The sequence below is a fragment of the Paenibacillus sp. FSL H3-0457 genome (genome assembly GCF_037981725.1).
Taxonomy (GTDB): domain Bacteria; phylum Bacillota; class Bacilli; order Paenibacillales; family Paenibacillaceae; genus Paenibacillus; species Paenibacillus amylolyticus.
This window is the reverse complement of record NZ_CP150283.1, coordinates 1,026,691-1,050,608: the sequence shown is the minus strand read 5'-3', so window position 1 is coordinate 1,050,608 and position 23,918 is coordinate 1,026,691. Positions and strand designations below refer to the sequence as shown.

Here is a 23,918-nt window from a genome sequence, read left to right as displayed (position 1 = left end):
TATTAATAATTCAGATAACAAAACAAGAAAACGAATTATTTACATTTCCGTAACTACTTTCGAACAAATTCTTTACTTTTAAAAACAGTCGGTTCGACCCACTCCCGATCAACCAATTAATGCAATTAATTATCAGATTAAGGAATATACCGACACACTCTGGGTCCTAAGTCTATTTGTAAACGGAACCAATCCGGTCCATTGAAATATCCAAAAATATAAAAGCAACTGAGGTCCCTTTTAACAGGTTCTTCAGCTGCCTTTATGTTGGAATTGCTCCATATTGTTCACTTTCCATCCATGATTCTTGTTCTACACTCGTTATATTGAGATTCGAAGTTACATTGAAATCGGAGTAGCAAATAAAAAACCGCCCCAAGAGGGACGGCTCACTTCTGTTCAATCACTTCTAGTTCTGTAACTGTGCAAGAATCTGCGGGTCCTTGATCTTTTTATCTTCGGCGAGCAACATCACCTTGGACAGAATCTCAGCTGTTCTCGGATCTTCATCGAGGAATGGCAGGAAGATTCGACCCCGATGCTGACTGTGCACCGGTACGATATGAAGTGCACCTGTGGCTTGTTTGAACACATTACCACTCCCCAGATGAACAGCATACTCACCTAATTCACCATCAATTCGTGCGTAATTCCCGTCCAGACGTACATTGTCGATCTTCAGCAGACGCAACGACTCGTTCACAATGACGTGGCGCATCTCGATTGTTGTCAGGCTAGCTTCCGGATCTACGCCTCCCACATGTGCAACGCTGACCACCAGATCGATATCACGCATAACTTCGGAGAAGAACGTCAGCGGCACATCTTGCAGCGCTACAGGTTTGTAACTCTTGCGATCGTAGAACTGCACCGTCTCCAAGGTAGGTGCCTCGGTATCTGCTGGTGAGAACCAATCTGCCATAGCATAGAGATTCGCAATCAGATTATGCTCATAACTTACCTTCTGCAGACCTTCTTCATAACTGACAGTCCATTGGCGTCCTTTAAGCAGAGCTACTGCTTTTTTCGGTTGAATCTGATACCCGGCATATCGGCGAGACACCGTACCATTAGCCAATTCGTCCTCGTTAGGAAGATACAGCTCACGGAATACCTGCTTGAACGGCTGACGCTCCTGACGGGTGAACAGATCCCGCTGGAATTCACTCCAGCTTCCGCTCTGATACAGATGAAGCGGATGAGCAATCAACAGTTGATCCTGTTCCGATAGTGCCTGGATCGTACCCTCCGGTCCTGGAGCAACCAAACCACTGGACGATACATCGAATCTCCCAGTCTTGTCACCTGACTGGAAGACAAGTGTTCTTACCAGCGGTTGTATAACCGGATTTTGCATCAGACTGGCAATTTCCTCACCTGTAAATGACGTTCCAGCAGTCATCGAACGTTCCAGCTCCTGCCGTGCCCGGCGATACTGATCCACCAGATCCGATTTCAGCTCTTTCAGTTCAGCGATATATCCATCTTTTTTGAACCGGGCAGGTACAGATTTGAGTGTCTTGCTTTTGCTAACGATAACCATCTCGGGTTGGCCTTCCTCATCAATGACCAATTGTGCCGTCGTGTCAGCATCCAATGCATGAGGTTCAAAGAAAGATTTCATCTCATCCAACTTACGTGCTTCCATGTCCCACATCAGCCGCGTAACATCGGCATAACCTGCATTACGAGCAAGATTGCCCAGTGCAATCTGTGATGCCACACCTTCACTGGCACGGCGTTGTGCACCGAATTGTTTGCTCTGCATCAGGAACTTCTGAATGAAGTCGTATCGCTCACGCAGATCCTGTTCGCGATTTACAGCGAATGGAATCAAACTGTAGGTTAACAAATGATCCTTGTTTCGCTTGTCCGACACGGACTCACGCATATCGTCAAGTCGAAGCTTGCCTAGTGCAGCATCTGCGAACAATTGGGATCTGCGGTGGTTAGATCCCCCGGAAATGTACTTGGCACAATCGTATAACAGATTGAACCGTTCCTCCCCGACAGCAGCATAGGCTTCTTCAAACCAAGCGATATCAAACGCACCTTCATTAAAGTCCTGTGGTGAGATTGGAGAATAGTGGGCCACGATGGTTTCTTTCTCCGCAGTAAAGCGTTCATTAATATGAGCATGGAAGTACCAAGCTGCACTGCGTAGACCTTCCCATCCCAGATGTTTCGCTACAATCTCCATCCACTGCGGGGCGTACATGGCTGCTTCCAGCAATTTTTTCTCATTCACCGGATACTTCTGGAGCAACTCCCCAAGACGCTTCTCATCTTCTCCATCCCGTGGATGACAATTCTGAATTAAATAGCTAAACGTCTCTTTACGTGTTGTGTTGTCTCCATAGCTATAGATATATCCACGGACAAATGTATCCTGATCCATCGCCGAGACTAGATGTACCCAGTGTTCCATGCCTTCAATTCGATCCAGTTTCATGGCAAGTGTGCTTACTTCTGTAGAGAGTTCTCCCCGGGTCAGCTCAATCTCCAGAATGCGATCGACCACCGCATCTCGCAATTGAACAAGCTTCGGATCACTCGCGATCATTTCTGTACGAGTGGATGTTAAGTCCCGAATAAACAACAGACGATTCCCACCGACCAGCACCTGTCGATATATCTCTTGATCATCAATCAGGTTCAACTGGTACGCACGCAGGAAATCTTCAAGTGACAGTAAAGACAGCGGTTGACTACTCTCTACAAGACTGGTGAACTGGTAAGCTGTCTGGAAGAAACGTTTGAAGCTGTTATCGTCATGGATTTTGCCACGAACTACATAATTCCAAGGTCCAGTCAGAATATGAAGCATGCCTGACTCTTTTTCGAGTCGATCAGCAGGCATACTTGCGATGATGGAGGCCCAGGTTTTCTCAGCTATTTCAAACGTGTCGATCGGATCGCTATCCTGAAATGCCGCCGATATCAGTGCCACTACCTGATCCTTATACGTTAACGAATCCAGCATCTGCTGCAGCTTTTCGATGTCATCCAGAGGATAGATCCGTTCGGCAAACGACTTGCGCCAGCCTTCCAATAACGGAATCTTCTGCAATTCGTCATAGTCATACTGCTCACGGAAATAACTGTAATGGTCGCTCAAATTGCCATTGAACTCCCCGAGCTGTATAGCCATGTATAGTTTCATCAGTTCCACACTGTTGAACTCGGCATGTTGAATATAGTTCTCCCATACGTCATGAAGCGGGAACTGTTCCATCTGCTTCATTTCATTCCGCTCTCCATACGGAACCTTGGAGCGAAGACTCGCTCCGACTAACAATGTGTCTTTATAGCCAGCGTAGTATTCCACTTGATACTCATAATCCCTGTGTTCATGCACTAATTCACTAAGTCCCTCCAGAAATGGTCTGGTCTTATCCAGAGAGAGTGTAAAGATATCCTTCGGATTATGGCCCTTGAGATCACGCTTCTCATCCAGCAATGGCTCACGTCGCTTCGGATCAAATAAATCAAATCCATTAGAAACTGTGAAACGACTCCCCTGATCAGTCAGCTTATCCAGTAGTTTCTGTTCCTTGGCAGTGGGTGTCTCAATCAGCTGCGCCAATGGCTGCAATTGCTCCTGCTGATCTATCCGCTCTGGATCTGCCGCAATCTCGGTCAATAATTCTAGCGCACCCAAGCGCTGCAGTTCACTCTTGGCCTGCAAAAGTCGCTTCAGCGAGACCTCCAATTGGTCCACGGGTTGCAGTAACAATACATGAATGACCTTCTGACGAAGTGAGCCTGTTTTGAGCTTCATCAACGCCTCCATCTGTTTCATCTCATCAACCGTCAACGTGAGCAGCTTCGCTTTGGCGAGTGCACTCTCCCGATTACTGATGCTTTTATCAGACAAACTCTCAAACACAAACTGTCTTTGCACCTCATTATCGGGATGCTGAACAAACTGGGACAACAGTTCTCCGCGCAGTTCCGGGCTTAAACGGTCCTTGATTGCGATGACCTCCCCGATCCATTCCGGGTCCATATCATAAGCGGCCAAATATAACATTTTCTTGACTACATCATCCGTATCAATCCGGTAGTGAACATACTCAAGTACACCCGATGGTCCACCTGACCCGCCTTTTGGAATGGCAGCCAGCATCTGTTTGAACCGATCAAAATCCTGACGCCGCAAGCCCTTATCTCCAAGAGCAGGCAATGGCCACACGTAGACGCTACGCTGATTCTCTCCATTCTCGAAACTCCAGTTGTACATATACATCGCATCATAGTTGGTCACAATCCAGTGCATCAACTCGGTATCCTGCGCCTCCAGATAACGACGTGCAATGTCCAAACGAAGCTCCCTGTTCTGGCTGTTAGCCAGTACATATTGAGCAACAATCTTCTGATATAACTGACCTTGATCCATAATCTCGATTATCTTGCTCTTCAATTCATTCTCTTCAATGACCGCTGTCGCCCAAAGACTGATAAAGAGTTTGTTGGCGTTAGCTTCCTGCTGCCAGGCCTCGCGTACTTCTGGTTGCACAAGCGCCTGATAGGCCTGTTCAATCAACTGTGCCGCAACACGCTGGTTGGCTGCTTCTATACCGATCCCCGTCCATACGGCAAGCGCTCTTACCACGGAACTGAAACGAATCAGGTTGTTGTCGATAATGATTTTTAATATGTAAATATAGGCTTCCAGTGTCCCTTCATCCATCCGCTCCACAATGCTTTGGCGAAGCCCTTCCTGCAACCTTGCTGCAACGAGTAGCTCACCCACCATCTGATAGGCATCCGCCTGATCGCTCATGAATATACCTTTGATCATTTCATGGGTTAACAGCGCCGTCTGATTGTCACCATAGATAATATCATGTAGCGCCTGCTTCATATCTCCGCCCTGATGATCCAGTTCATAAGCGATACAATCCGCCAGGACCCAACGGATCTCATGCAAATAATCCAGCTTGTACTCACGAAGTGACACATATTCTTCCAGCGAGAAATTTTTCATTTCCATACGGAACAATCCCATCAGTTTACGGATGACTTGTTCTACATGCTGCTCCGGATCGGATGTGCGGAAAGGGCGGCGTTCATAGTTGTTACTGTATGGGAAACGAGTCGCACGCTCTGCGATATAACGGAATCGTGCAACCAATGACTCGCTCGCCAGATGCTGGAGCACATCCAGTAGTGGCTCGAATAATGGTTTCTGTGTTTCTGCAGCCAACCTTCCAAGCAACTTATCAGTATTCAAAAACATCTTTTCGTCTCCACGTAAATACGTAGACCCGGCGATCTCCACAACATAGCCTGCCAGCTCAAGCTGTACCCCTGTTAACGACTTGGCTCTTTCCTGCAATCCATCCATATACACCTGTACTTGCTCTTCCTGATTCATCCTGTTCTCCTCCTTCATCGTTCTCTACCACAGACGTCCGGCTAGCATTGTAAAACGAATAAACACCACGTTATCTCCGTCTTTTACAACAAGTGACTCATCCAGCTCCTGCAATTCTTCATCGTTGAGAAATACTTTATATAACCCATCCTCATAGGCGGTTATAGCTGTCTCCATCGCAACATTCAGATCAGGAACACCCTCATTGTATACTGCGCCAAACCCAACTTTCCCCACCGCTCCTTGTGTCTCAATCTCATCCGGCATCAGGTAGGCGAGCAATTCTGCCTGTTGTTTCTTGTCCTGAAGAGCTTTTACTTGTAGAGCCACCATGTTCTCAATGAGCTGCCTTAACGTATGAGTTGTTTCCGGAAGTTCGGCAGCTTGCTTGGCAAGTACCGGCTTGCGCTTGCCCAGACTTTTTACCGTTATCCATACATTCACTGCATTACCTCCCTTGTCCTGCTCTATTTGAAGAAGCTTCCATAAGCCCCGATATCTATACCACGATGCGGAATAACCTAAACTCGAAATGATTATCTGTCTCTAAATAAAATATAAAATACGTACATATGTACCCCTAATGAACATCATAACTAAAATTCAATCCATATTCATGAGCCAATCCTCATGTTTACGTGGAACCACGGAACTAGGGCCTACTTGCGTACATATACGCAAAAAAAGCCGCACAGTGTCATATAAATATGGACTGTGCAGCTGCTAAGCTACCATTAGAACAGCTTATGATGCCTGAGAACCTTTATAAACTGAAACCTGTATGAATCATCTCGCCAGACGCAACGGTCGAATGGTTACAGCTGCTGTCTTGAACCCAGGCATCCGGCAGAACGGATCCAGCTCTGGTCTGGTGGCCCGATTCACATTCTGAATGCCGCCCCAATGCATCGGCACGAACAAGGTATCCTCCCGAATCGAATCTTTGATGCGCGAACGAACCGTGAAGCTTCCGTACGTCGATTGAATCTCTACCCACTCTCCATCGTGAATGCGATAACGGGCAGCGGTAGCCGGGTGAAGTTCAACAAAGTTCTCCAATTCACGAGCTGCCAGTGCCGGACTGCGATGTGTCTGCACCCCTGTAAGATAATGAGGCAGCACACGCCCATTGGTGAGAATTAAGGGGAACTCCGAAGATATATCATTCCAGCCCGGGCTGGATTCAAATGTAAATGCCGCTTTGCCGTCCGGGTGAGCGAATCGTTCACCGAACAGCAGTCCTTCTCCCTGATCTTCGAGGGCAGAACACGGCCAGTATACCCCTTTCTCGTTACGCAAACGCTCATAGGTAATGCCATAGTAATCAGCCACTCCGCCACGACTCGCCACCCGAAGCTCATTAAAGATATCCTCAGCAGTGTCATATTCAAAGTAAGAAGCTTTACCCAATTGCGCGGCAATCCGGCATAATATATCCCAATCATCAAGCGTTTCTCCCGGTGCAGGCCGCCCCTGTTCACGGAGCAGAACACGCCCCTCCAGATTGGTCAGTGTACCTTCATTCTCCATATAAGATGTAACCGGCAGAACCAGATCAGCCATGCGTGCTGTCTCCGACAGGAACATATCTGCCACGATCAGAAAGTCCAGCTTGCGCAGACCTTCTTCCACCAAACGCACATTGGGGTTGGATACGACCGGGTTGGAGCCCATTACAAGCAACGCCCGAATCTCCTGATCATGGACCTTCTCCATCATCTCGTAGGCGGATACCCCTTTGCCTGGCAAACTTGCAGGTTCCACGCCCCAGACGGATGCCACATAGGCACGATCGGCTTCATTTTCAATGGATCGATAGCCCGGCAGCTGGTCAGCCTTCTGCCCATGCTCCCGTCCGCCCTGCCCATTGCCTTGACCTGTGATGGCACCATATCCGCAGCCTTCTCTACCAATTTTGCCAGTCGCGAGCACCAGGTTCAGAAAGTGTCTCACTGCCATATGTCCATCCGTCTGCTGCTCCACACCACGTGCTGTCATGATCATGCCTGTCTCTGCCTCACCATAGGCCATCGCTGCCTGACGAATCAGCGCCAAATCAACCCCGCACGCTTGTGCGGCCTGTTCGAGTTGCAGGTCTGCCAACCCTTGTATCAATTGCTCGTAACCATGCGTTCGTTGGTCTATAAAATGAGGCTTCACTAATCCGGCATCCATAATCACCTTCAACATGGTATCCGCCAGCAGAGCATCCATGCCAGGCTTCACCTGTAAATGAAGGTCGGCAATGGCAGCGGTTGCTGTCTTGCGTGGATCAATAACGATAATGAAGGCCCCGTTCTCCTTGGCTTGATTGAAGTAGGGCAACAGGGTAGGTTGGCATTCTGCAATATTGGTACCTGCGAGTACTATACAACCTGCCTTGGGAATATCAGACAGTCGGAACGTCAATCCACGATCCATCCCGAACACTTTACTTCCAGCTGAAGCAGCAGCCGACATGCAGAACCGTCCATTGTAGTCGATATATTTTGTCCCCAATGCAACTCTGGCGAACTTACCGAGCAGATAGGCTGTTTCATTTGTCAAAGATCCGCCTCCGTAGACTCCGACCGTATCTGCTCCGTATAAATCCCTCAAGTCCTGAAACCGCTCTGCGATGGTCTGAATGGCCTCCTTCCAGGAACAGGGTTCAAGCTCGCCATTACGACGAATGAGCGGATGCATTAATCGTTGACCACTGAGCGCATGTTGATGAGCATTCATGCCCTTCACACACAACCTGCCCTGAGAGGCTTCATTCGGGGCACCCTGAACCGTATACTCACCACGACGCTGGCCTGCAACAGGTGCAGCCAGTTCTTCAACAGTCATCTTGCACTGCACACTGCAATACGGACACTGGGTCTCCTTTACATACAGCTTGGAGGCTGTTGGTTCTGAACTCACGGATAATCCCATCTTTCCATCCCCGCCTTTCATCTATATATCAGCTTGAAGTGTAGCTGCAAGTTCCTTCTGTAACTGGTCATCCAGCAGTGTTTCCCGAATCGACATGAATCCCAATCGTTCCGTCCATGCCCATAACGGCTCATCATACCAAGCGGTTTGGCGATACCATTGAAGACAGGCTGATGCGAGTGTGGCCGCTTGCACCTCTGTTTCAGCCACCCCAATCAAGCCACCTTGTTTGACCGGATGCTCTGCATGACCGCCTGCGTAGATCTCCCATCCAGCTGGTGAAGCCAGCAAGCCAATATCCTGCACCAGTGCGCTCACCAACGAACCGGGCCCTGGTGCAACTCCCATATTCACCGGCGACGGCATCGCAGCGCCGATCCAACTCTCACGAAGTTGTGCAGCCAACCCCTTGGCATCTATTGCATAGGATGAAAGCGGGATCTGATCATCCCAGCGCACCTGAACCTCTGAGTGAGCTTCGATCTCTCGAACAACCATCGTTCCACCGGATACCTGTAAGTAATAATGAATTACGGGACGACATACCGAGCAACCAAGCTCCGAACCCCAACCCAGCTTCTGCAAAATCAAAGATATGTCTGGTAGCCCTGTCTCCAGAAGATCGATGTCAGCCAGTATTTCCTTCAGTTCTGCATGCCCAAGCGCCGTACAACTGCACACAGGCATTGGAGCAGGTTTGTCTGGTGTGGCTACCACGCCAGTACCCCCGTTATTTTTCAGGTTATGCGTATGTTTCAACAGAGCAGCCACCATCGGGCGACAGCCACCGCATGAACCTGACGCCTTGGTCTGCTCCTTCACCTGATCTGCTGTCTCGAGACCCTGTTCCTGAATAGCTTTCATAATGGCAGCCTTGGTCACATTGTTGCAGGCACATACGGTCTCCTGAGCCGGTAATGCCGCCGCAGCCATCTCAGCCGGGTCCGGAGCCCCTTCACGCGGAGCCAATTCCGCCACATCTGCACCCCGTTGCACAAGTCCAAGCAATGCCGTTCCTTCGGTTGTATCTCCAAATAAAATGGCTCCACGCACTTTGCCAGCCTGCATCAGCACTTTTTTATATGTGCCTTGAATGCCATCCAGATGTTGAATTGCGGTCTGCATGCCTTCCCCACTGATCTCACCCGCTGAGAAAACATCAACCCCCGATACCTTCAACTGTGAGTAGGGAATTGATCCTTTGTATTCAGGCGTTTCCTGTCCACAGAGTGTACGTGCGAGCACCTTCCCCTGTTCGTATAAGGGGGCCACCAGACCATAACTGATTCCCCGATGTTCAGCACATTCCCCAACTGCGTAAATACCCGATACACTGGTGCGCATATAGTCATCTACCATAATTGCCCGATTGGTGGCGATTCCACTTCGTCTGGCCAGGTCCACATTTGGCCGAATTCCTACAGCGACAATGACAACCTGTGCTTCAAGCTTGGAACCATCTGTGAACTGAAGGCCCTGAACCTGTGATCGCCCGGTAATTTTCTGCGTATTTTTGGCCAAAAGAAAGGACATACCCTGCCCTTCAAGTTCCTGTTGAAGCATCGTGGCAGCCTTCTGATCCAACTGCCGGTTCATAATGTAAGGTGCGTTATGTACCACCACAGCTTCCATGCCCAGATGCAGTAACCCGCGCGCAGCCTCCAGCCCAAGCAATCCACCACCAATGACGGCGGCCTTGCGATAGGTTTTGGAATAATCAGACATGCGCGTACAATCATCAATTGTTCGGAAGGACATGACCCTCTCTTTATCAATTCCCGGAATCGGTGGGATAAAAGGTGAAGACCCTGTCGCCAGAATCAGGACATCATAGGTTTCTTTTAGTCCGGATTCAGTCTCTATATATTTTCCACGGGTATCAATGCGGTGTACCGTTTCACCTGTACATAGCCGTATATGATGCTCGGCATACCAAGTCCAATCATTGATAATGATATCCTGTAACGAATGCTCACCCTGCAATACTTTCGATAACATGATCCGATTGTAGTTGGGACGGGGTTCATTGCCGTAGATTACAATCTCATACGTATCAGGCTCCAGTGCGATAATCTCTTCGACACACTTCACTCCAGCCATGCCATTCCCGATAATCACCAGTTTGCTTCTACTCATGGGCTGCCCCCCCTATCTCTCTCACCTGAAAATAAACAGAAAAATCCCTTCTCCATGATTCGGAAAAGGGCACCGTTGCCTCCGGAATCCACACGCCTTTGTGTGGATTCATATTAGATTCAGATTAAGGGAATCCGAATCTAATGTCAACTAAATTAACATTAAAATTGCGATAACGATTAAAAAATGAATTATTTAAAATCACATGTAATTTTTATTGACATATACATTTTCACTTGATTATAATTTGAATCAAAATCACAGTGCTGTGATCAACTCAGATGCGGGAACACAATGACGTGTACCGCCTGTCGGCAACGGGGCCGCAAATCGTTCAGATCTGGACGAATTGCGGCCTTTTTCTGCCTCAACAAGCACATAGACAAATCACGAAGATCTCAATTGGATGAGGAGAGATGATGGATGATGGAGAGCAAAAGTTTTTGGAAAAGCGGGCATATGCCCACCCTCTTCGGGGCGTTTATGTATTTTGACATCAGTTTTATGATATGGGGGATGCTTGGTCCACTCGCAGTTGTCATAGCGTTGGATTATCCGATGACTCCGCTGGAAAAGGCCAATCTGGTCGCATTGCCTATTCTCGGCGGTTCCATCCTGCGCCTTGTGCTTGGCTTCATGTCTGATTATATTGGTCCGAAACTGACCGCACAGATCGGGATGCTCGTCACCTTAGTTCCTTTATTACTCGGCTGGTTATGGGTCGACTCTTTAAGCCAACTGTACGTGGTGGCACTCTTGCTTGGTGTCGCAGGCGCCTCCTTTGCTGCTGCGCTACCTCTGGCAGGCCAATGGTATGGCAAGGAGCATCAGGGTCTAGCCATGGGTATTGCCGGGGCGGGTAACAGCGGAACCGTACTCGCGACGTTGTTTGCCAATCGCTTGGCTACGCATTTTGGCAGCTGGGAAGTTGTGTTCGGACTTGCTATTATACCGATCGTTATTGTATTCATCCTCTTTTCTATCTTTGCCAAGAATAGCCCTAACCGGCCTGAACCCAAGAAATTGTCCCAATATGGAAGTCTGCTTAAACAAAAAGATGCTTGGGTATTCTGTGCCTTCTATTGTGTGACCTTTGGTGGCTTCGTTGGATTATGTAACTATCTCACCATCTTCTTCAACACCCAGTATGGGCTCTCTCCAGTTCGTGCCGCTGACATTACCACCTTCTGTGTAATCGCAGGCAGTTTCTTCCGGCCTGTAGGGGGTTATCTGGCGGACAAAATTGGCGGAACCCGTATGTTGACTTTCCTGTACACAGGAGCCTGCATCATGTTAATCGGAGTATCCTTCATGCCACCGCTTCCTGTGGTAGTAGTCATGCTGTTCCTCGGTATGATGTGTCTGGGAGCCGGAAATGGCTCCGTGTTCCAACTGGTTCCCCAACGTTTCGGCAATGAGATTGGCCTGATGACAGGTATTGTGGGTGCCGCTGGCGGATTGGGCGGGTATGCACTGCCACTGATTCTCGGTCAACTGTATAGTAGCTATCAATCCTATACACCAGGTTTTGTCATTCTTAGCCTGATTGCAGCAGCTTCCCTGTTCCTGGTTCTCTTCATGCAATCCCGCTGGCGTGTGAGCTGGTTGAGCCGAGGTAACAAAGGCATGGCGGAATCGACATCCCTCTCTTCCTGAGGCGTACAACCACTCGGCGTTAACCAAGGTACAGTGTTTACGAGTGATCCATAAGTAAGCAAAGAACAGCGTAGCCCCATCAGGCAGCGCTGTTCTTTGCTTACGGCTTTCTTTCTGCTTAAGATGAATATTTTTGAAGAATAATAACCGCATTATGACCACCAAAACCAAAGGAATTAGACATCCCAATCCGCAAATCTGCTTTTCTTGCCTCGTTTGGCACATAATCCAGATCACATTCGGGGTCCCTCTGCTCCTGATTGATGGTTGGAGGAATGATGCCATGCCGCAGACTTTGAATAAGTGAGATCGCCTCCGCACCGCCTGCTGCACCAAGCATATGTCCCGTCATGGACTTATTCGCTGTGACCGGAATATCATAGGCACCTGTCCCGAAAAGTTGTTTAATGGCTCTCGTCTCAGACAGATCACCTGCCTCCGTACTGGTGGCATGGGCGTTAATTACATCAATGTCCTCAGGTCCAATCTGAGCTTCTTTCAGTGATGCTTTCATCGCCAGATATGCACCCCGTCCTTCCGGGTGGGTAGCTACCATATGATACGCATCTGAACTGGCACCATATCCAATCACTTCGGCAAGAATATTCGCCCCTCTTGCTAGAGCATGAGACAGTGATTCCACAACCAGAATTCCAGCACCCTCCGCCATGACAAAACCGTCTCTCCCTGCATCAAATGGACGGCTGGCTGCTTGGAACGCTTCATTTCGTGTAGACAACGCTGTCGCATTACCGAAGCTTGCCAGTGACACTTCGGTTACAGCCGCTTCTGTCCCTCCAGCAATAATGACATCGGCTCCGCCATGACGAATTAACCGGAAAGCTTCTCCAATGGCTGTATTTCCAATGGAACAAGCTGTTACTGGCGATAATGTCGGTCCCCAGCAACCAAACCTCATACTAACCATAGCCGCAGCCATATTGGAGATCATCATGGGTACCAGTGTTGGGCTGACACGCGCAGGCCCCCGATCAGACAACGTCTTGCCTTGTTCCATTAATGTCTGGATGCCGCCTATGCCTGAACCAATATATACGCCTACCCGTTCGCGATCCAGTTCATCCATCACGAGACCCGATTGCGATACAGCCTGATCCGCTGCAGCAACAGCAAATTGAACGAATCGATCCATGCGCCTTGCTTCCTTGCGTCCAAAACGCTCTTCACCATCAAAATCACGGACCACGCCAGCGATTCTGGTTTTGTACGAAGCTGTATCAAAATGTTCTATAGGTGATACACCTGATCTACCCTCAATTAATCCATTCCAGAATGTATGTACATCATTTCCCAAAGGAGAGATGACTCCCATACCTGTAATCACGACTCGTTCCATGTCCATCCTCCTTCAGCGCTGTTGTCTACCTTACCTTACGCTCTGCCACTAATAGTGCACTTTTGAATATCCTATTACAAGTTGTCATTTATAATAGTATAATGACTACCATGATAACGAGGATTGAAGGTGACGGATTGAACTACGATGTCAGGTTACAGGCATTGTCCACTTTTCTGAAAACACAGCGTTCCAAAATTTCTCCCGAATCGGTCGGTTTACCCACTGGAAGTCGGAGAAGAACGCCTGGGCTGAGGAGAGAAGAGGTTTCCCAACTGGCAGGGGTGAGTACAACATGGTATACCTGGCTTGAACAAGGTCGGGATATTCAGGTATCCCATTCCGTGTTGGATAACATTGCTTCAGCACTGAGGCTTACTGCCGATGAACGAAAGTATCTGTTTTCGCTCGCCATGGAGCATCACTCGGAGCTGCCTATGCTAGAAGAAGAACATGTTCAACTTCACCCTTCCTTGCAGAAAATTTTGCAAGAACTTCATCACTGTCCTACCGTGATCTCGGATCGGCGATGTTACATTGTCGGCTGGAATGATGCAGCCCGGCATGTTTTTATGGATTTTGAACAGATTGCCCCCGAACAGCGGAATATGATCAGTCTGTTATTTGATCGAAAGGAGTTTCGCAGGCTCGCGGTGAACTGGGAGGATTTTGTTAGCGGATTTCTAGCGATTTTCCGTGCTTACTATGGCCAGTACGTTGATGATGAATGGTATAATTTATTTCTGGATGACATGATGAACAGACATCCCGATTTTCATACCCTTTGGAAACAAAGCAGCGTCAGCAGTGCCCCGGACGTATTAATCGAATTCAGGCATTCCAAAGCAGGCAAAATGTTGTTTGATCTGACTTCGTTGCAGGTTCAGGGTAGTTCCGATCTGCGTTGCAGTGTCTACACCCCTGCGCTGGAGAGCGCTACCGAGCGCAAACTGATGCGCCTGATCGAGCGTGAAACCGATTCACATCTTGGCAAGCATTGACTCAGAATCTCTCAGGTCTTGCCCAATCATGTTAGAATCCTGACATCCTTTTGTTGCATATTTTAATTATCAGGGTATACATGATCAAGTATATTAAGCTAACCCATGGATCCTAGACCTTCTACACGAAGTGGATTCAGAAAGGAATATCATGACCAAAGTGCTTATCATTGAGGACGATAACATGTTAGGAGATACATTATCCCTGTATTTGCAAGGTGAGGGGTATGACGTTATCCGTGTCGCTAACGTAAGAGATGGTCTTCTACAACTTCAAGCGCGGCCTGATATCCTGCTTCTTGACCTATTGCTCCCTGATTCGGAAGGCAAGAATCCCTGTTCTCTCATACGTCAGCATACAGCAATTCCCATCATCGTCATCTCTTCGTTAACCGAAGTCTCGGAGCGAATTCGATCATTAATAGATGGAGCTGATGATTATGTATGCAAGCCTTTCAGCATGCAGGAAGTGAAAGCACGTATTGAGGCTGTATTACGTCGGTACTCCATATTGAACAGCTCCATTGTCACTGTACAGGATTGCGGAATTTCTCTCGATTTGGCTCGGCGAGCCGTCCTGTTGAATAACCAGCGAGTGGAGATGACATTCTCCGAATTTGAGATCATGAAGCTATTTGTCCTCAATCCCGGCAAAGTCTACAGTCGTTATGCCTTGATTGAAGCCATTCGTGGTATTGATGCTTATATTAATGATCGCACCATCGATGTGCACATTACCAAGCTTCGTAAAAAAATTGAAGAAAACCCGAAAAACCCCCAATATATTCAAACCATCTGGGGGGTCGGATATAAGTTCACACCTTAACACATCAGCTTCATTCATGTCACCAGGGCAGAGACCCTGTAATGATATCAATCTCTTTTTGTACCTTCTCCAAAACCGAACTCAGTTCCTCTTCTTCGAATAACGAACGGGACAAAAGCGATTCCAGTTGAAGAATTAGACGTAACAGCTCCACTGCATGCAGATTGGCAGCCACGCCTCGGAGAGAATGAACGCTGCGGATCGCACCAGCAATCTGCTGCTGGCGAAGTTGAGTGGTCAGTTTGTTCTGAAACGAGTCATACTCCATCCTGAATTTCGTGAGCGCATATTGCAGAATATGTGGCTTGCCGTCCATCTGCCTGATCGCCTTATCTACATCAATTCCGCTAATCTTCCGCATACCTCTCAGATCAATCCATGTTGCCAATATGTCTGCCATCTGTTGTTCATGGATGGGTTTGGTCAGGATGGCATTCATCCCAGCCTCCATACATCTCTCATGATCTATTTGTAGAGCATTTGCTGTTAGTGCGATTATGGGTGTACGATCATATTCCCTCATCTTGCGAATATGTCGCGTTGCTTCCACTCCATTCATGTCAGGCATGTACAGATCCATTAGAATCAATTCCCATACTTGTTCGTCTAACTTTCTCAGAACCTCTGTGCCACTAGCTGCCAGCGTCACATGAAACCCCTTATGTTCCAGCATTGCCCGAATCGCCAGTTGATTGATCTCATGATCCTCAGCTATCAGGATATGTCCGTTCTGATCAAGCGAATAGGGATCGTCGCCTTCAGCCAACTGACTTTTGACCAACGGACCTTCACCCTGAAGTGCAAGAATGACTTCGAATAATCCCAGACGTGTAATCGGTTTGACCATCATGATATCAGGGTGCACGGATCTCTTCTCAATCCACAGCGCATTTTCGCTAAATGCCCGTGTGTACCCCAACACCTGAATTTTCGTTCGATCCAATCGCTTCATGAAGTTGTCCCATAACGAACCGTTGACTGTGTCTTCTATATCCATATCCAACATGATCAACATCGCTTCAGCTTCAGGAGTATACCCATCACTCTCCATCATATGGTTCAAGGAAGTATACAGCGTCGGATTCATCCCGAATGAATAGAGCAGCTGCTTCAGGTTTTCGCCCATCCGTTCATCATCTTCAATGATAACCGCATCATTCGCACCATATAGGAGTGGGTGTGTATGCAGGGAGAAACTCTCTTCTTCTTCCGAATCTGCAAGTTCAAATATCAAGTCGAATGAAAACAGACTGTACTCTCCCAGCACACTATCCACCCGCAAACTTCCTCCCAAAGAGGTGACCAGAAGGTAACAGATGACCAGCCCAAGACCAGAGCCACCATATGTTCGATACGTCGAGGGTTCCGCTTGAGTAAACGGGACAAAGAGCCGTTCCAATTGTTCGGGTGACATTCCGATTCCCGTGTCCTGTACCTCAAAACGGACATGAACTCGCTCCGCCTCCAATGAAAGAACCTCTGCCTGCAACGTTACATATCCATGCTCCGTAAATTTAATCGCATTACTGAGCAGATTCAATAACACCTGTTCAAGTCGGAACGGATCACCAATCACCGTTAATGGCAGATCGGGATCGGTTGTAAAGATCACTTCGATATCTTTGTGCCCGATGGCCACACCGATCTGATCTGCCACACGTTTGATCACATCCTCTGGTGAAAAAGAGACCTTCTCCAAAATCAGCTTGCCTGCCTCTATTTTCGAAAAATCAAGAATATCATTCACCAGAGTAAGCAGGGTTTGTGAAGACGCATTGATTTTACTCAAATAATCCTTTTGTTGTGGAGATAGATCTGTCCGTTGAAGCAACAACGAAAAGTTGATAATACCGCTCAGCGGGGTACGAATCTCGTGACTCATGAATGCGAGAAACTCACTCTTCGCCTGGCTTGCTTTGTCGGCCTTAACACGTCTATAGTGATCCGAAATGTCATGAATAACTGCCTTAATTTTCTCACTCGAGTTTAATACTTTAACAGGGGATAGGTGAACCCGAACATACTGCTCATGACCTTCTCCAACAATGAAACTCAGTTCCGTATCCTGTGCTATATTGTGATGTAAGGCTTTTTGGAAAACGAACAACCAGTTCTCCAGCTGCTTAATGAACAACAATTCTTCAAGCTGACGCCCAATCACTTCCTGCCTGCCGAGACCGAGAACATCCAGAAATTTCTGATTCACCGACACAATACATCTGTTGTTATCCAAACCGACAAGCCAGTCTGCCGACACCCGCTCAAGTGTTCGATATCGCTCTTCACTTTCTTGAATCCTTCGTTTAACCGCTCTGTGTTCCGTAATATCAAGTCCATATCCCACGACATATTTCACCACACCCTCTTCTCGCAGAGGGCGAACGTTCACCAGCGAATAGTAACCTCCATGCTCAATCTCGTAAAAAAAAGATTCCCCTTCCCATGCCCGGTTAAACTGCTTTCGCAGAAATTCTACCTTTTCCTGAGGTAAAATATCCAATGTGCCCAGTTTGTAATCTTGCTTCAGACTACTCATGTCCAAGCCCAGTCGGGAGAGCATCTCTCCCTCAAGCACAAGATACTCGAATTTTCCGTTCTGTTTTCGGATTTTAAAAGTAAAACCCGGCTGCATACGAAGCATCTCCAGCATTTCCTGATCCCTCTGAATGACCAATTTCCTATATCGATGATTTTGGTTCAGATAATACAGGAATAATATAACGGACAGCAGGCAGATACATTGAAAAAAGAGAATCTGCCCCATCATTAGCAGAGAAGGGGAATTTGTCTTTAGTGCAGAAAACTCATACACAGTAATCAACAGCAACGCTCCGGACAACCACTTCTGTATAAATCCCCTGATATACTTAAAGATCAGACATATGGCTACAACAAATAACAACTCTGTCAACGCATACTGCCAGTTCTCCAACAAGGGATTACGCCCCATATTAATCCGAAACATCCACATGAATGCAAAAGTAACGAAAGCAGAGCCACTCCCACCAAAATAAGCAGCAAGCAGATACACAATGGCCCGGAAATTCAACAATGTACCATCCTCAAGCACAATAGAGAAATAATAGAGCGCCGTGCCCAACATGCTCAGCGTAATACCAATAATGATTCGAGTCGTGATGGATGTTGAACGGGTAGCATTTGTATGGTTCAAATAGTGATGAATTAGGAAAACAAAGATCAAAATTAGCGTGAAATTTAATACAAGATCGCGTAGCAAATGGTCACCGTCCACATTACGACTTCAGGATTTCATGCATTCAATGAATGTTGTCAGATTCATGGTCGCAGTTCCTCAGTACACAAATCATAGTATGCCGTGCTCCCTTATTCAATTGATGATATTGACCATTTTTTTGAAAATAATTACTGCTTTCAGCTAACATCCCCTTATCACCAAACAACGTTTTTTTTCATGAAAATTCATCATTAAATATGCTGATATAAAAAAGAGAATCATCCAAATGAACCGATGTAATCGTAACTTGGGCTTCCCACACTTCCTGATCAACCTTCATCAGTTTGGCAACGCCGGACCAGGTCTGATTGCCTCTCCAGTGGGTATCCATTAACAATCGGGCAGGCTGACCTATGGTGCTCTCCCGTGAGAATCCTGTTTTGGTTACATAAACGGAATTCACATCCAGAATCACACCCTCCTCATCTGTAATCATGACCGCATCCGTTAGCAGTAAGAAGGCTTTGAGTTCCAGTTGCATGGTTGTCCACTCCCTCTAATGAAACATGATGTGATGCTGTCCCTGTGTGATATCTCTCTTCTACGATCCCGTTAATACTTAAACTGTCTAATCAGGCGCTGCAGTTCTTCAGCCAGGGTAGACAAGCCACGAGCCGAGGAAGAAATCTGCTCCATCGCTGCCAGTTGCTCCTCTGAGGAAGCGGCCACTTCTTCGGAAGTTGCGGCGTTGCCTGACGCAATGCCTGCCAACTCATTGGATACAGCAGATACTTCCTGCACACCTGCTGTGATCTCTTGCGACGTGGCAGCAATCTCTTCAATCTGAGGCGTCGTTTCCCGCATGCTATCCAGAATACGTTCAAACTTCCGAATCGCTTCTGTAGAGATGTCCATGCCCTCTTCAACCTCTGAAGTCACCTTCTCCATCATGTGAACGGAAGCAGCCATATCTTCCTGTACCGCCGTAGTCAGCACGGTGATTTCATTGACGGACTGCCCGGATTGCTCTGCCAACTTGCGAACCTCTGCTGCTACAACGGCGAATCCATTGCCATGTGTACCTGCACGAGCAGCTTCAATGGATGCGTTCAGCGCGAGCAAGTTTGTCTGTTTGGCTATATTTCCGATTAACTCCGTGATCGCTGAAATTTGGTGTGATCGTTCATATAACGCCTGAATCAATTGGTTTGTCTGTTCTACCGTCTCTTGAATCGATTGCATCTGACTCACCGTCTGCTTGACGGTGTTGCCGCCTTCTTCTGCTTGTACGGTTGTATGTTTCGCCAAATCAGCAACTTGTATGGAACGTTCGGCGATTCGTGTTATCCCAATTGTAATTTCATTCATGGCCTGATGGTTATGTTCAATACCTTCGGTCTGTTTCTCCGCACCACTCGCAATTTCCTGAATGGCTCGCGCTACCTGCTCACTGGCTGCACTGGTTGATTCCGCACTCTGAGTCATTTCATCCGATGAGATGACTACCTGACTGGCGCTGTTCTCCACATTTTGAATCAGCACACGCAGATTGTGCTGCATTTTGCCAAAGGCATCACTCAGTTCACCAATCTCATCATGGCTTGTGCTAGTAATGGTTTGGGTTAGATCCCCTTCACTCACCTGGATCGCCTGATCCTTCAACTGACGAATGGGTCTAATGATGGATCGCATCACAAGCCAGATAATCACAATACCAACGACGAGGCAGGAGACAATAACAATAATCATTCGTTTTAGAATTGGTGCTGCCGCATCGTCTACCTCAGAAGAGAACATGGTGCCAGCGACCTTCCATCCCGTGGATGCATTCGTGGCGTAATACATCACTTTATCCGTTTGATCAACGGTATATTTGAAATTGCCCGATTCATTCGCATACACCGGTTTCCAAAAATCCTCTGTTGCATCTGTTCCGGGTTCTACCGTGGGATGGTAGATATACTTTTCGCTGGCATCCAATAGGATCAGATATCCCTGTTCTCCCACGTTAATTCCACTTACCAAGGTACTGATATTCGACAGATTCAGATCCAGCTGGACTACACCAGATCGGCCATTCAATGCCTTGGCGATGGTGATGGTGATTTCGTTTGTCTCGGCGGAAATATAAGGGTCTGTAACAATGACCTGCTCTGGAGTACTCATCGCTTCTGTGTACCATGGTCTTGTTCGCGGATCGTAATCTTCAGGCATTTCCGCATTGGAGGACATCAGGTAGACACCGGCTTCTGTTCCCACTCCTATGGTGATAATATCTTTGTTCTGTGCAGCGTACCCCTTCAATTCGTTCACAACCCGAACCTCTGCATCTTCTTGACGTAATTCCTCGGCGAGTGTATTCGCATAATATTCAATGTGGTCGCGCTTGGCATTAATCGAAAGATCGATGGTCGCACTGGCAAGGTTCACGTTTTCCATTGCACTATGTAGAATTTGCTTCTCAACTTCATTCTTCGCACTGTTATAAGACAAAACTCCAATACTAAACGATGGAATGGCCAAGAAAGCAATAAAAGACACCACCAGTTTCGTCTTAAAATTATTATGGATCTTGTTGAACCAATTCGATTTGCTATTTTTTCGGGACAAATTTCTCTACCTCTTCCAGATTAATTTAGTTTTACTTGGTCTAGCTCTCTTAGAGTACAGAACCCTCCTTCCTCAAGATATTAAAAATTAGGTCCTGCCTCTCGCAAAAGACAATTTTCGCACTAGAAATATTACTTAAATCTCTTAATTTATAATCCTAAAGAACTACTTTCAAACAAATTATACGAAAAAACTATTAAATAAAGTAACCCAGCGATATGACCAAATTGTTAAATTTTTAAATACTTGTTACAGTAACTTGCCGAATTCCATAAAAAAAGATCCAAGCGTTATCGCTCAGATCTCAAAAGCTGTTCACATAGGACTACGTATTCTCTATTTAAATGCCGGGATCGCGATATCTGCATATTTCTCTTCGAAGAAGGCTTTGACCTCTGGACCCGCCATGCGTTTGGCCAGCTTCTGGATCGCTTCGGAGTCCTTGTTATCCTCACGGGCAACCATGGTGATTGCAAAATGGGAATCATCCTTCTCGGTTAACAATGCATCCTTTTTCGGTGTAAGACCGAGCGGACTGGCATATGCCGGAGTCATGGCTACCAGATCAGCATCATCCATCATGCGAGCCAGCATCAACAAGTCCACTTCCTCAAACTTGAAGTTCTTTGTATTCTCGGTGATGTCTGCCTGTGTGGCGTTAAAACCTACGCCCTCTTTCAGCTTAATCAATCCGTTCTGCTCCAGCATCACAAGAGAGCGACCAATGTTGGAAGGATCGTTTGCAATTGCAATCGTTGCACCTTCTGGCAATTCCTCAATCGTTTTGTACTTTTTGGAGTAGCCGCCATAAATGGCATTATAGATAGGCTGTACAGCCACCAGATTGGCATTGTTCGCTTCATTATACTGGGTCATGTAAGGCACGTGTTGGAAGAAATTTGCATCCACTTCCTTGTTCGCCAGTGCCGTATTCGGCTGTACGTTATCTGATAACACAACAACTTCCAGGTTAACGCCATCTTCCTTCAATAGCGGTTTAACAATATCGAGCACATCTGTCATCGGTGGAATCAACGTGGCTACCTTCAGCGTAACTTCTTGTGCAACTTGTGTATCTTCTTTTGTTCCTTCAGCCGCAGGTGTTTCTTCTTTTTTGCCACAAGCAGCTACAACCAGCATTACTGCAAGCAACATAAGCATCATTTTCATTTTCATTTCATGTCTACCCCTCATCGTATAATCTGTATTGGTTATTCGTAATAATGCACGGTCCAACCGTTCAGGATCTGCGATCCAGCCAGTGGGACAGTCTGCTGCCTGTGAATTGGATCATCTGTACCAGGATAATCATAATGATGATCGTAAATACCATAATCTCCGTTTCGAAGCGCTGATAACCGTAGCGAATGGCGAAATCACCAACCCCGCCGCCACCTACAATGCCCATCACCGTCGAGTAGGAGATGAAGCTAATCGTAGCTGTCGTGAGTCCCAGTACAAGACCAGATCGTGCCTCCACGTACAAGAATTTCACCACAAGTTGCATCGTCGATGCCCCCATGGAAGCAGCCGCTTCAACCACTCCCCTCGGTACATCCAACAACGCTTGTTCCACCAGTCTGGCGTAGTAGGCAATTGCAATGACCGAGAGTGGCACGGTTGCCGCCAGCGTACCTATGGACGTTCCCACAACAATCCGTGTGAATGGAATCATGAATACAACCAGCAGTAAGAACGGAAACGAACGAACGATGTTAACGACACTGCCAAGTACAAAGGACAGCGTTTGATTCTGATACCGTTGTCCTCTCCGGAATAAGTACAGCAGTGTACCCAGAGGTAACCCGATCAGAACAGCTGCCGCAATGGAGATACCCACCATGACAAAAGTCTCTCCGATCGCCTGCCATATCTCATGCTGATATTTCAGCACAGACTCAGGTAACCTCATGACTTGTCCTCCTGTTCTGCCTTACGGAACAGAGACGAACCTGTCATCCCGTATTCGTCACCCGCAAGCAAGGAGGTCAGCAGATCAGGCTGCGGAGTAGGGATACTGCTCACTTCCGCTTTAGACAACGTACGAACGAGTCGCCCATCCTTCATGACGGATATCCTGTGACATAGTCTGCGAGCCACTTCCATCTCATGCGTTACTACAACAATGGTCACGCCCAGCGTTTCATTGATATGACGCAGCACATCCAGGATACCGTTCGTGGTCTGTGGATCAAGCGAAGAGGTCGGTTCATCACAGAGCAGCACATCCGGACGACTGGCCAGCGCTCGTGCAATCGCCACACGCTGCTTCTGTCCTCCGCTAAGCTGAGCAGGATATTGACCCGCCTTGTCTTCCAGTCCAACAAACTGCAGTACCTCAAGTCCACGTTCAACTCGCTGCGCACGGGGCATACCCGCAAGCTCCAATGGCATGCAGACATTGCCACTCACCGTTCGGTTACTGACAAGATTGAAGTGTTGAAAGATCATGCCAATGGATCTTCGTGCCTGACGCAGACTCTGTTCATTCATCTGGGGCAGGTGCTGCCCATTCACAACAACCTCACCATCATCCGGCTTTTCCAACCCGTTGAGCATCCGCAGAAGTGTGGATTTGCCTGCACCACTTGATCCAATGATGCCATGTATTTCTCCTTGTCCCACTTCGAGGGACACCGAGCTTAATGCTTCGAATCCCTGATCTGCACGGGAACCGCGCTCGTTATAACGTTTGCTTACACCATATAATGAGATCATGGAGAGTCCTCCCGTGAATGATCATGCATGGTTCTTCAAGAACACATGAAGAAAGCCCGCACAGCCGATAACCGGAGCGCGAGCAAGCCTGTTCATTTATAATAAATCAACATCCCTTA

General features: G+C 47.4%; 14 protein-coding genes. 3 read left to right on the top strand and 11 right to left on the bottom strand.

Features of this window, described 5'->3' with window-relative positions:
- Positions 1–409 precede the first annotated feature (409 nt).
- The 4 genes from MHH25_RS04755 to nirB all read right to left on the bottom strand — a co-directional run bounded on the left by MHH25_RS04755 (position 410) and on the right by nirB (position 10,435).
- The gene (locus MHH25_RS04755) at positions 410–5,380 is read right to left on the bottom strand and encodes a DUF4132 domain-containing protein (protein ID WP_340019305.1); all 4,971 of its coding nucleotides are present in this window, start codon (positions 5,378–5,380) and stop codon (positions 410–412) included.
- 24 nt (positions 5,381–5,404) lie between these two features.
- A complete protein-coding gene (locus tag MHH25_RS04750; protein ID WP_047841712.1) occupies positions 5,405–5,824 on the bottom strand; it encodes a hypothetical protein in 420 nt (139 codons plus the stop codon).
- Positions 5,825–6,166: 342 nt separating this feature from the next.
- A complete protein-coding gene (locus tag MHH25_RS04745; RefSeq protein ID WP_340019304.1) occupies positions 6,167–8,299 on the bottom strand; it encodes a molybdopterin oxidoreductase family protein in 2,133 nt (710 codons plus the stop codon).
- A 21-nt stretch (positions 8,300–8,320) separates the two neighbouring features.
- On the bottom strand, positions 8,321–10,435 hold the full coding sequence (gene nirB, locus MHH25_RS04740; protein WP_340019303.1) for a nitrite reductase large subunit NirB: 2,115 nt from the start codon (positions 10,433–10,435) through the stop codon (positions 8,321–8,323).
- Positions 10,436–10,861: 426 nt separating this feature from the next.
- Here nirB and MHH25_RS04735 point away from each other — a divergent pair, with 426 nt between their 5' ends.
- Positions 10,862–12,091 (top strand): nitrate/nitrite transporter, encoded by a 1,230-nt coding sequence (locus MHH25_RS04735; RefSeq protein ID WP_340020444.1) that lies wholly within the window; start codon positions 10,862–10,864, stop codon positions 12,089–12,091.
- A gap of 118 nt (positions 12,092–12,209) precedes the next feature.
- Here MHH25_RS04735 and fabF read toward each other — a convergent pair whose 3' ends face one another.
- Positions 12,210–13,448 carry a beta-ketoacyl-ACP synthase II gene (gene fabF / locus MHH25_RS04730; protein ID WP_340019302.1) on the bottom strand — a complete coding sequence of 413 codons (1,239 nt, stop codon included), beginning with the start codon at positions 13,446–13,448 and terminating at the stop codon, positions 12,210–12,212.
- A 137-nt stretch (positions 13,449–13,585) separates the two neighbouring features.
- Between fabF and MHH25_RS04725 the strand changes: the two genes are divergently transcribed.
- Together MHH25_RS04725 and MHH25_RS04720 are read left to right on the top strand one after the other, a co-directional pair.
- Positions 13,586–14,449, top strand: a complete 864-nt coding sequence (locus MHH25_RS04725; protein WP_340019301.1) for a helix-turn-helix transcriptional regulator — start codon at positions 13,586–13,588, stop codon at positions 14,447–14,449.
- A gap of 151 nt (positions 14,450–14,600) precedes the next feature.
- Positions 14,601–15,275 carry a response regulator transcription factor gene (locus tag MHH25_RS04720; RefSeq protein WP_338707821.1) on the top strand — a complete coding sequence of 225 codons (675 nt, stop codon included), beginning with the start codon at positions 14,601–14,603 and terminating at the stop codon, positions 15,273–15,275.
- Positions 15,276–15,294: 19 nt separating this feature from the next.
- Here MHH25_RS04720 and MHH25_RS04715 read toward each other — a convergent pair whose 3' ends face one another.
- The 6 genes from MHH25_RS04715 to MHH25_RS04690 form a co-directional block, all read right to left on the bottom strand.
- Positions 15,295–18,528, bottom strand: a complete 3,234-nt coding sequence (locus MHH25_RS04715; protein ID WP_340019300.1) for a response regulator — start codon at positions 18,526–18,528, stop codon at positions 15,295–15,297.
- A 178-nt stretch (positions 18,529–18,706) separates the two neighbouring features.
- Positions 18,707–19,012, bottom strand: a complete 306-nt coding sequence (locus MHH25_RS04710; protein ID WP_036606158.1) for a PAS domain-containing protein — start codon at positions 19,010–19,012, stop codon at positions 18,707–18,709.
- A 71-nt stretch (positions 19,013–19,083) separates the two neighbouring features.
- Positions 19,084–21,081, bottom strand: a complete 1,998-nt coding sequence (locus tag MHH25_RS04705; RefSeq protein ID WP_340019299.1) for a methyl-accepting chemotaxis protein — start codon at positions 21,079–21,081, stop codon at positions 19,084–19,086.
- Positions 21,082–21,417: 336 nt separating this feature from the next.
- Complete coding sequence (locus MHH25_RS04700) at positions 21,418–22,257, bottom strand: MetQ/NlpA family ABC transporter substrate-binding protein (RefSeq protein ID WP_340019298.1); 840 nt, start codon at positions 22,255–22,257, stop codon at positions 21,418–21,420.
- A 64-nt stretch (positions 22,258–22,321) separates the two neighbouring features.
- Positions 22,322–22,993: a methionine ABC transporter permease gene (locus MHH25_RS04695; protein WP_047841707.1), complete on the bottom strand. Its 672-nt coding sequence runs from the start codon at positions 22,991–22,993 to the stop codon at positions 22,322–22,324.
- Complete coding sequence (locus MHH25_RS04690) at positions 22,990–23,799, bottom strand: methionine ABC transporter ATP-binding protein (RefSeq protein WP_338707816.1); 810 nt, start codon at positions 23,797–23,799, stop codon at positions 22,990–22,992. The genes MHH25_RS04695 and MHH25_RS04690 overlap by 4 nt, the downstream gene beginning before the upstream one ends.
- Positions 23,800–23,918 lie beyond the last annotated feature (119 nt).